Source organism: Chryseobacterium sp. CG10_8, assembly GCF_058117085.1.
Genome location: NZ_JBYVEB010000115.1, coordinates 1 through 9,347, shown reverse-complemented (window position 1 = coordinate 9,347; position 9,347 = coordinate 1). Strand labels below are relative to the sequence as shown.

At 36.9% G+C, this 9,347-nt stretch carries 11 protein-coding genes; 10 read left to right on the top strand and 1 reads right to left on the bottom strand.

What is annotated here, in order from left to right; all coding sequences use genetic code 11:
• The first annotated feature begins 582 nt into the window (after positions 1-582).
• The 7 genes from AC4AGG_RS14095 (at position 583) to AC4AGG_RS14065 (ending at position 6,804) form a co-directional block, all read left to right on the top strand.
• Entirely contained in the window at positions 583-1,482 is a 900-nt protein-coding gene (locus tag AC4AGG_RS14095) for a hypothetical protein (protein WP_489772653.1), read from the top strand.
• 9 nt (positions 1,483-1,491) lie between these two features.
• Positions 1,492-2,421: an alpha/beta fold hydrolase gene (locus AC4AGG_RS14090; RefSeq protein WP_489772652.1), complete on the top strand. Its 930-nt coding sequence runs from the start codon at positions 1,492-1,494 to the stop codon at positions 2,419-2,421.
• Positions 2,422-2,714: 293 nt separating this feature from the next.
• Positions 2,715-3,434, top strand: a complete 720-nt coding sequence (locus tag AC4AGG_RS14085; RefSeq protein WP_489772651.1) for a DUF981 family protein — start codon at positions 2,715-2,717, stop codon at positions 3,432-3,434.
• Positions 3,435-3,442: 8 nt separating this feature from the next.
• Positions 3,443-3,940: a VOC family protein gene (locus AC4AGG_RS14080; RefSeq protein ID WP_489772650.1), complete on the top strand. Its 498-nt coding sequence runs from the start codon at positions 3,443-3,445 to the stop codon at positions 3,938-3,940.
• A gap of 110 nt (positions 3,941-4,050) precedes the next feature.
• Positions 4,051-5,790, top strand: coding sequence for a thiamine pyrophosphate-dependent enzyme (locus tag AC4AGG_RS14075; protein WP_489772649.1), 1,740 nt, complete (start codon positions 4,051-4,053; stop codon positions 5,788-5,790).
• Between the two features lie 143 nt (positions 5,791-5,933).
• Positions 5,934-6,281 carry a type 1 glutamine amidotransferase family protein gene (locus tag AC4AGG_RS14070; protein ID WP_489772648.1) on the top strand — a complete coding sequence of 116 codons (348 nt, stop codon included), beginning with the start codon at positions 5,934-5,936 and terminating at the stop codon, positions 6,279-6,281.
• Positions 6,250-6,804, top strand: coding sequence for a type 1 glutamine amidotransferase family protein (locus tag AC4AGG_RS14065; protein ID WP_489772647.1), 555 nt, complete (start codon positions 6,250-6,252; stop codon positions 6,802-6,804). Before AC4AGG_RS14070 ends, AC4AGG_RS14065 begins: the two co-directional genes overlap by 32 nt.
• Here AC4AGG_RS14065 and AC4AGG_RS14060 read toward each other — a convergent pair.
• A complete protein-coding gene (locus AC4AGG_RS14060; protein WP_489772646.1) occupies positions 6,793-6,996 on the bottom strand; it encodes a hypothetical protein in 204 nt (67 codons plus the stop codon). The genes AC4AGG_RS14065 and AC4AGG_RS14060 overlap by 12 nt on opposite strands.
• A gap of 99 nt (positions 6,997-7,095) precedes the next feature.
• Between AC4AGG_RS14060 and AC4AGG_RS14055 the strand changes: the two genes are divergently transcribed.
• The 3 genes from AC4AGG_RS14055 to AC4AGG_RS14045 all read left to right on the top strand — a co-directional run bounded on the left by AC4AGG_RS14055 (position 7,096) and on the right by AC4AGG_RS14045 (position 9,294).
• Positions 7,096-7,863, top strand: a complete 768-nt coding sequence (locus tag AC4AGG_RS14055) for a CDGSH iron-sulfur domain-containing protein (RefSeq protein WP_489772645.1) — start codon at positions 7,096-7,098, stop codon at positions 7,861-7,863.
• 110 nt (positions 7,864-7,973) lie between these two features.
• Positions 7,974-8,768, top strand: a complete 795-nt coding sequence (locus AC4AGG_RS14050) for a DUF981 family protein (protein ID WP_489772644.1) — start codon at positions 7,974-7,976, stop codon at positions 8,766-8,768.
• Between the two features lie 52 nt (positions 8,769-8,820).
• Entirely contained in the window at positions 8,821-9,294 is a 474-nt protein-coding gene (locus tag AC4AGG_RS14045; protein WP_489772643.1) for a hypothetical protein, read from the top strand.
• Positions 9,295-9,347 lie beyond the last annotated feature (53 nt).

The window sequence follows — 9,347 nt, the reverse complement described above, 5'->3', positions numbered from 1 at the left end:
TTATCAAATGATAATTTTTTTTTAAAAGAAACAGAAAAAAATAAAAAAAACGCTCAAATGACTTTTTTATGAAAAATTATCATAACTTAGTGAAATCAAAACTAAAAACTAAACAACCATGAAACATCTACAAAAAATTATTTCCTCTTCATTTCTCCGGTAAAGATAGACTTGAACTAAAACATTCAAGAAAATCGACTTTCATGTTAGTCGAAGATAGATTGATTGTTTTAGAGCATTCACTTATCAAAAAACTTGATAGGAATCACCTCTCCTATACATCGGATAAGTTAGTATATGTGCTATGATTCTATGAATCACTAAGCACTGTAAGCCACTTTTGGGGGAACACAAATACTTTACAGCTTGTTAATTACGGTTAATAAGGTTTTTATTCCCTATCCAAAACGCTTTAGTTGCATCCAATCCCCACACTAATCTAGTTGAGATTAAAAGGCTGCTTCAATCTTGATTTACAGTTATCATAGAATCTATTTGGGAATTCCCAAAAGTGTACCTAGTTAAACTTAAAAACTCCTGACAGTCCAAATAGACTGTCGATTTTGTCAAAAAAAAACTACCATGAAAAACCAAACTTTACACAACCGAAATAATAAAAACGAACTGAAAACCATTTTGTTTGATTCTTTTCTATACGGAAATAGAACCTTCAAAAAACTCTTTGCTTTCGGGCTTCTTCTATTTATTGGCATAGGACTTAAGGCGCAAGAAGCGGTCGAGACTACTTCTGCTCAACAATCAATTAATGCAGAGGCGCAAGCTAATAATCCATTAGCCAATATGACGGCGTTAAACTTTCATAACTATTATGCACCAAAGCTGACAGATGCCCCAGATGAGTCTTATATGAATACCACCTGGGTTAGATTTGCTAAGCCTTTTGTCAATGGTAGACTTTTACTGAGAGCTTCCGCTCCCATAAGCACAATAGCGTCTCCAAATGGTATGGGTAGCGTTACATCAACTAACGGATTAGGTGATCTAAATGCATTTTTAGCCTACACGTTTGTAAGCAAACCAACTGCAAGTGTCGGAATTGGTCCATATGTAACAATGCCCACTGCAAGCAAAGATATGTTAGGCACTGGTAAATGGCAATTAGGTTTCGCCTTTGTTGCGTTTAATGCAAAATCACCAGTTTTCCAATGGGGAACCTTGATTACATGGCAAGCATCTGTGGGTGGTGACGAAGACAGAGCTAATACCAACAACGGAGCCTTCCAGCCATTCTTCATGTGGCAAGTAGGAAAAGGATATTATTTGAGAGCTGTCCCTACTTGGTACTTTGACTTCAAAAATGACAGTTACATGATTCCTTATGCTTTAGGGGTAGGTAAAGTACTGAAAGTTGGACATACCACAGTCAATATCTTTATCGAACCACAATACGCTGCATTGAGTAAAGGAATTCAACCTCAATTCCAAGTTTTCACAGGGCTTAATCTACAATTTAAAAAATAGAATCGTCCTATGAAAATTTTTAGAAGGGGAACATTCTCTGTCGTCATGATTATCACGACAGTCATCTCTTGCAAAGAATCGCCAAAAAAGAACGAAGTAGTAGAAGAAGTTGTCGTAGTAGAGAACAATACTACAACTCCTATAATTGACACGGTTGCAGTAGGTAAAACAACAGAGTTCAATGACGTTACCATTGAGTATTATACTTTGGGAAACAAAGAAGGTCCTGTGGTCGCTCTCCTTCCTGGAGGCTCACTTAATGTCAATTATATGATGCCTTTGGCAAAAGCTTTGGCTTCAGAAGGAAATTATGTAATTGCTATCAACCCTAGAGGTGCGGGCAATAGTACTGGACCATCAGAGGGACTTACGCTCCATGATTTAGGTAATGACGTCTACAACGTGCTTCAAACGGAAAATGCAACTACAGCTTGCGTTGTAGGGCATGCGATAGGCAATAGAGTAGCCAGAATGATGACCGCAGATCATCCGGATATGGTACAAAAAGTAGTATTAATAGCAGCTGGAGGAAAATTTCCAGCTAAAGGGGACACCCAAAAAGCATTGAATGTGATTTTTAGCAAAGGAGTGACGGAGGAAGAGTTGGTCAATTCTGTTAAATACATGGTGGGCAATCCCAATGACGCGCCCAAAGCTGCAAAATTGATCAAAAACAGTTTGGCTCCTAATGCAGGCTCTATTGAAATGGGGGCAAGTAATAAAACTCCGTTGAGTGAGTGGTGGGCTCCAAAAGGAAATTCTCAGTTCCTCATTTTACAAGGAAGCAAAGACCAAGTTGCTCCTGAAGCCAATGCTGTAGATCTTAAAAAGGACCTTGGAGATCGCGCTACTTTAGAATATTTGGACGGGGCTGGACATCTAATGATTATTACTAGACCAGATGAGGTAAGAGATAAGATCATGGCTTTTTTAAAATAATTAAGACTTTATTAAAATGAAAAGTTATCTAATCAACTCCATTGTTTTAGTAGCAATGCGCAACGATGCACACTCATGTAAAGAAGCTAACAACCAAGACGAATCTATTACACAAAATATCAACCCTATAAGTTAATCTATTACAAAACTTGAGGGCAATAACATACAGTTAAACTTAACTACTTTGAAGCTTCTTAGAAAGTAGACATTAGATTAAGATAAGGATCGGTCAAGATCTAGACTGTAAGTTTTATTTGTTTGTAGTCGATTTATGAAATTTTAAACATTGAAATATGAGCGAATCTAAATTAATAATAGATTGGGCTAATATGCCTACTTATAATACTATCATGTCATTGCTGACAGGAGTAGCCTTAGTTTCTATTGCTAATTTTGGTAAGGCATTAACTGATAAAAAAACCATCAAGTTTCAAGGATGGAGTATTCTCTTTGGAGTATTAGGAAGTGTTTTAGCAGTCACGGGTATTCATATGACGCTAACTTGGCCACTCGGAGATGGTTTTCCTTGGGACAATATTATATTTGGAGAGCCTTGCTTAGCTTTTGGGATGCTATTAATATTCATTTCTTTTTATTTATGGAAAAATAATGACGCACTAAAAGCAAATGAAAATCCACTAAAAGAAATTAGTTCAAGTTTTCTTCCTTTCAACATTTTATTTTATGCATTGGGACTAATGCTTACAGCTATTTTTTTTGCTGGTGTTCATTTTCAATTTTTTGCTGCACCTCCTCAAGAACCCATCACTGGTTATTTTTCAAAATGGCCTTGGTTAGAAGCTTGGGGTCTTTCTCTTATATTTTTGGGTGTTGGCATTTGTAGCTTTCTTACTCCTTCGTTTTTTTTCAATTCACACAAAGATAGTTTCCAAATAAGTACTATTGATAAATTACTCTTCGCTGGACTGAATATAATGGGTTGGGCATTATTACTTTTTGGAGCATTAAACTATTACACTCATATCGGTTTAATATTACACACTGTCAAATAGCATTGATTATGACAAGAGAAAATTCTTATCCTGTTTGCTTTTCCCATGTGGGAATTACTGTTCCTGATTTGGAAAAAGCCATTGAATTTTATACCTCTGCAATGGGTTGGTACTACCTTTCGGGGCCAATCCACGTAGAAGAAAATGGAAATAATTCCTTAAGCGATATTGGAAGAAAAATCTATGGAAAAGGTTGGGGAGCTTTTTCATTTGCACATTTGGTTTCAGCGGATGGACATGGCTTTGAAATGTTTGAGTTCAAAAACAATGGTTTTCAAACTTCTCAAAACAATCCTTTCGTAACCAGTATTCATCACTTTTGTATTCAGGATCCCAATATCGAAAGTCGCATCGAGCGTATTTTACAATATGGGGGGAAACAAAAAACAGAAATCATGCCTTTAGACCCTACAGGAGTAAAGCCATACCAAATGGCTTACATGGAAGATCCTTTTGGAAACCTGGTTGAGATATACACACACTCATATATTCAACATAATGAATAGTATGGACAAATGAAAAATAAAAATTAGCTATGATTTTGGTTTATCTCAAACTTTAGGAGGACTCTAATTAATATTCTTCAAATGTTTTAATTTTTTTTAAATAACATATTATGTCAAAAAACGTATCAGATATTTTAGTAGAAAAACTAGTTAATGCTGGCGTGAAAAGAATATTCGCTGTTACTGGTGATAGTTTAAATCCAGTAAACGACGCTGTTCGAAGAGATGGACGCTTGCAATGGATTCATGTTCGACACGAAGAAGCAGGGGCATATGCTGCTTCTATGGACGCAGAACTTAATGGAATAGGTTGTTGCATGGGCAGTAGTGGGCCTGGTCACGTACATCTTATCAACGGGCTTTACGACGCCAACCGAGCAGGAAACTCGGTCATAGCAATTGCATCAACAGCTCCTTCGACAAAGTTAGGTACAGATTATTTTCAGGAAACCAATGTTACTAAACTTTTTGATGATTGTAGCAAATTCTGTTTTATGGCCAATACGCCACAGCAGGCTATTCAAGCTTTTCATAACGGAATTCAGGCTGCAATAAGTCGCAAAGGAGTTGCTGTAGTTGGTTTGCCGGGCGATGTTGCTGCTGCGGAAGCAGGCGAGAGCAATTCTTCGGAATTTAATTTTTTCACCCATCCCGTTGTGCTACCCAATGAAGAGGACTTACAACAACTAGCCTCTTTGATTAATAATAGCAAAAAAGTGATGCTTTATTGCGGTTATGGTAGCCGTAATGCTCAAAAAGAAGTGCTGGAATTGGCTGAAAAAATAAAATCTCCAATAGGTTTTACACTTCGGGGAAAAATATTTTATGACAAAGATGATAATCCTTTTGCGGTAGGATTGAGCGGTTTACTAGGACAGAAGTCAAATTTTGAAGCGATGCACGATGCTGATGCAATGATTATGCTTGGCTCAGATTTTCCTTATTCAGAATTTTTACCAGAGAAAAATGTATTGATTCAAATTGACGAAAAGCCAGAACGTCTTGGGCGAAAATGCAAAGCCGACTATGGTTTCTGTGGTGATATTAAAGCTACGCTTAAAGCCTTATTACCATTAATTGAAACCAAAGATGACGACTCTTTTCTGACCAAAATGACCGACCTGCACAAACAAATAGAAAAAGACTATTTGGAATACGCCAACAAGCACTCCGAATCGGAAAAAATTAATCCTGAATATGTCGCTCATCTAATTAATGAGCTAGCAACGGACGATGCCATTTTCACAGTTGATACAGGTATGTCCTCTTCTTGGGCTGCGCGATTTATTAAAGGAAGAAAGAACCGATATCTTACGGGGTCTTTTAACCATGGTTCCATGGCAAACGCAATGCCTATGTCAATGGGAGCAGCGTTATCACATCCGGAGCGACAAGTCGTTGCCCTTTGTGGTGATGGTGGGTTTAGTATGTTAATGGGTGATTTAATGACTTTTAGTCAATACAAAATTCCTGCAAAAATCATCATTTTCAACAATCGTGCTTTAGGTATGGTCAAATTAGAAATGCAAGTAGCGGGCTACTTAGATTGGGAAACCAATATGGTAAACCCTGACTTTGCGAAAATCGCCGAAGCTATGAATATTAAAGGTTGGAACGTCACAGAAAGCAACCAGTTAGAAAGCACACTTATAGAAGCATTCGCTCATGAAGGACCAGCATTAGTAAGTGTATTTACTGATCCTAATGCTCTGGAAATGCCACCAAAAATTAGTTTCAATCAAGTTGAAGGGTTTGCAACCTCTATGGCAAAAATGATGTGGAACGGAAGAACAGGCGAAATGGTGGATGTTACTAAATCTGGACTGAAATATTTACGAGAACTACTATAAAAAATATTGAAATATTAATTTTCATTGAAACATACAATCAATTGATAACAAGCTGTTTTTATTGATTAATTATGCTAAAACCATCTAGAAAGTAATATTTCAAAAACACAATAAAAAAAACTAAAACCTTAAAACTAATAAATATGAAATCTTTTAAAGAAATTATCGGTGCAGAACCTCAACAAAATGAAGATGGTACTTACAATCCATCCAAATCATCCTTAGCAATTGCAACAAGCAAGAAAACAAATTATGATTATACGGTGTATGAAAAGGCTTACACTGGCGATGATAAAAAAATTCTGGTACTATGTACAGAAGATGGTTTTCTAGAATGTGAAAACGGACGGTTGTTTAATACGGGTAATCATCCAGTAGAAACCTTTGTAGTGTTGCTACATTTAGAACAAGCGGGGTTCCTACTAGATTTTGCTACGCTTACAGGACGTCCGGTAAAAATTGAAGAATGGGGCAATCCCAGAAGAAGATGAAGCTGTACTCAGTATGATGAGTCGCTATGCACCGCAATTAGAGTTTCCTTTATCCATGCTTGATGTTTACAACAACTTGAATGACAATTCCAATTATTATGCGGTATACATCCCTGGCGGTCATGGAGCATTGATTGACCTTCCTTTCAGCGAAGATACTAAGTCTATTTTGCAGTGGTTTTTAGACCAAGACAAACATATCATCACGATCTGTCATGGACCAGCTGCATTATTATCCTTAACTCTTAATGAAGATCCTGACAACTTCCCATTTAAAGATTATAAAATTCAAGCTTTCCCTGATAGCTCTGACACCATGATGGAGGCGGTAGGTTATTTACCAGGAAAATTAATTTGGCATTTTGGTGAAAAACTGAAAGGATTAGGTGTCCATATTTTAAGTCTTGGTCCAATTGGAGAGACTCATATTGATCGTAAACTCATTAGTGGTGACTCCCCTGCTGCTGCAAACAAACTTGGAAAATTGGCAGCAGAAACATTGCTGGCTTCTTTACAACAGTAAGATATAGTTAAATCTTAATAATCTGTCATGGTATATTTGTTTGTCATTCTGAGCGGAACGAAGTGGAGTCGAAGAATCTATACAGATGCTTCCTTCGTCAGCATGACATTTTAAATAGATTTGACTATATGTAACCAAAGGAGATATGGAAAATCTCTCCGCACGCTGACCATTTACGCTATTGACAGACATCGATTTAGCGACCTTTTACGCTTTCAATTTGATTAATAGAAGGGTAACACTATTATCTTAAATATTGAAGCTCTCCAATCATTAATAAAAAAACAGTTTATGGAAAATAACAATCTCAACATACAAATTGGCACCCGACAAGCCAACAAAAATATTTATGCCGAAATAATGCTTGATGGTCCTATCATCATTCATGGTGGCACAAGTATCATTCAACAATTTATTATGCCTGATGAAAACGGCACTTCTACCAATTATCAATCGGGCGAAGAATATCCCGCAAAAGAAGTGACAGCACTTTGCAGATGCGGATTATCAAAGAATAAACCCTACTGTGATGGTTCGCACAAGAATATTGACCCCAACCAAATAGACCTTACCGAAACGGCAACCTTTCAGTCAGAACTCAGAACATCTATCCTCATCAAAGGGCCAGAAAGGTCATTAACTGATGATGAAAAATTCTGCGCTTTTGCCCGTTTTTGTGATGCGGGACAAAGAGTCTGGAATGAAGTTCAATTAGAAGGTGAGAATGCAAAAGAACTTACCCTCGAAATGGCACATCATTGTCCTGGTGGAAGACTTATTGTGTGGGATAATGAAACACAAGAACCGATTGAATCATTTGAAAATCCTTCAGTTAGCTTGATTGAAGATATTATGATGCGTTGCAGTGGACCCATCATGATTCGTGGTGGCATACCTGTGAGAAGCAGTTCGGGTGAATTCTATGAAGTCCGAAATCGTCAAACTCTATGTCGTTGTGGGCAATCGAGCAACAAACCATTCTGTGATGGCACTCATGCTTCCATGAAATTTCAAGATGATTTGCCTACCGTGCCTAAAGAAGATGGAAAAGTTTGGTAAACAATTTAGCAAGAAAGCACATTTTATTCTTGATAATACGAGGTTCAATTATTTAAACCACTAATAATATCAAATTTCGATTCTTGAAATAAACACAAAAAACTAATACTATGGAAGACCATTTAATTATAGATTGGGAAAAAATACACCTTTATAATTCCTTCATGGCGGTGATGGCAGGAGCTGCATTTCTATCTCTGTGGAGTTTGTTTTCTAAACTCATCCAAAAGCAAGACATCCATCCAAAAGGATTGGCTATAAACTTTGGGGTTTTAGGGATCATCCTTTTTATTACAGGTGTCCACACTACCTTAACATGGCCATTGGCACCAACATATCCATTTGATAATTCGGCGTTTGGAGAACCATGTTTCACTTTTGGTGCAATATTACTTGCGTTGTCATTTTACTTCTGGAAAGAAAAAACCAATTTTTCTTCTATTCAAAATGAAAAGATTCTTTACACCATTTTATCTGATTTCAACTCTTTCAAATACATTTTTATTGGAATAGGATTAGCGGTCATTATGATTGGAGTCGCAGGGTTACAGTACAAGATATTCATTGCTCCTCCAGAAGAACCAGTTGCAGGATGGCTGGAAGAAAAAATTCCTTTTTCAACAACGTATTTAATTGGATTTACTTGGATTTTGGTGGGTGTCACCGCAATATGGTTTGCATTAGATAATGATTCTATTGTGAAAAAAAAGCGCAAAAATCTATCCAAAGGCCTACTATATTTACTATTAGGATTAGGAATAAATTTCATCATGGTAGGAGCGTTAACGTATTACTCACATGTTGGAATGGAAATCAATACAATGGCTCCATCCACAGTGAAACCTAATGTGATTATGCATCCTGACCCGAGATTTCAGCATCCCAATCCCGACCATAATCCTTAAAAATAAAAACCAAAAAAACTAATAAATAACTAACCATTAAAAACTAGTAACCATGAAAACTAAAATTATTCAAATTCTCTTTGGCTTCTTGATGTCAAACCTTTCACTTCAAGCACAAGAGTACAAACAAGAAGCAGACCTCATCAAAAGTGCAATTGGAAAGGTAAAAAAAGACTTTGTCAAGGAAGCAATAACCATTCCCCCTGAAAAGTCAGACACATTTTGGGGATATTACAACAATTACGAACTAGATAGGCAGGTGATTGCACAAGATCGTCTAGACCTTCTGATGTCCTACGCCAATGTTTTTGGGTCTAATGATCCTAAAGCCACAAAGCAAATCGTTGAAAATGCTTTGCTATTCAAAGGAGGTATGAGAGAAACCTCAATTGGTATTACAAAAAGATTAATAAATACGTTGATGCCAAAACAGCAGTTCAATTTTTTCAAGTTGAAGAATATCTCCGTACAAAAGTTGAAAGCAAATTGCTCGAGAACTTACCTCTCAACCAATAAACGCAGCTAGGCAATTACGCAAAAATCTTATCACTCAGAGAGAAGCGTTCGACATTATTGGTA

Coding starts and splice junctions, on each gene's coding strand:
- AC4AGG_RS14090 (WP_489772652.1), top strand. CDS start 1,492: ATGAAAATTTTTAGAAGGGGAACATTCTCTGTCGTCATGATTATCACG.
- AC4AGG_RS14085 (WP_489772651.1), top strand. CDS start 2,715: ATGAGCGAATCTAAATTAATAATAGATTGGGCTAATATGCCTACTTAT.
- AC4AGG_RS14070 (WP_489772648.1), top strand. CDS start 5,934: ATGAAATCTTTTAAAGAAATTATCGGTGCAGAACCTCAACAAAATGAA.
- AC4AGG_RS14055 (WP_489772645.1), top strand. CDS start 7,096: ATGGAAAATAACAATCTCAACATACAAATTGGCACCCGACAAGCCAAC.
- AC4AGG_RS14050 (WP_489772644.1), top strand. CDS start 7,974: ATGGAAGACCATTTAATTATAGATTGGGAAAAAATACACCTTTATAAT.
- AC4AGG_RS14075 (WP_489772649.1), top strand. CDS start 4,051: ATGTCAAAAAACGTATCAGATATTTTAGTAGAAAAACTAGTTAATGCT.
- AC4AGG_RS14045 (WP_489772643.1), top strand. CDS start 8,821: ATGAAAACTAAAATTATTCAAATTCTCTTTGGCTTCTTGATGTCAAAC.
- AC4AGG_RS14095 (WP_489772653.1), top strand. CDS start 583: ATGAAAAACCAAACTTTACACAACCGAAATAATAAAAACGAACTGAAA.
- AC4AGG_RS14060 (WP_489772646.1), bottom strand. CDS start 6,996: ATGTCTGTCAATAGCGTAAATGGTCAGCGTGCGGAGAGATTTTCCATA.
- AC4AGG_RS14080 (WP_489772650.1), top strand. CDS start 3,443: ATGACAAGAGAAAATTCTTATCCTGTTTGCTTTTCCCATGTGGGAATT.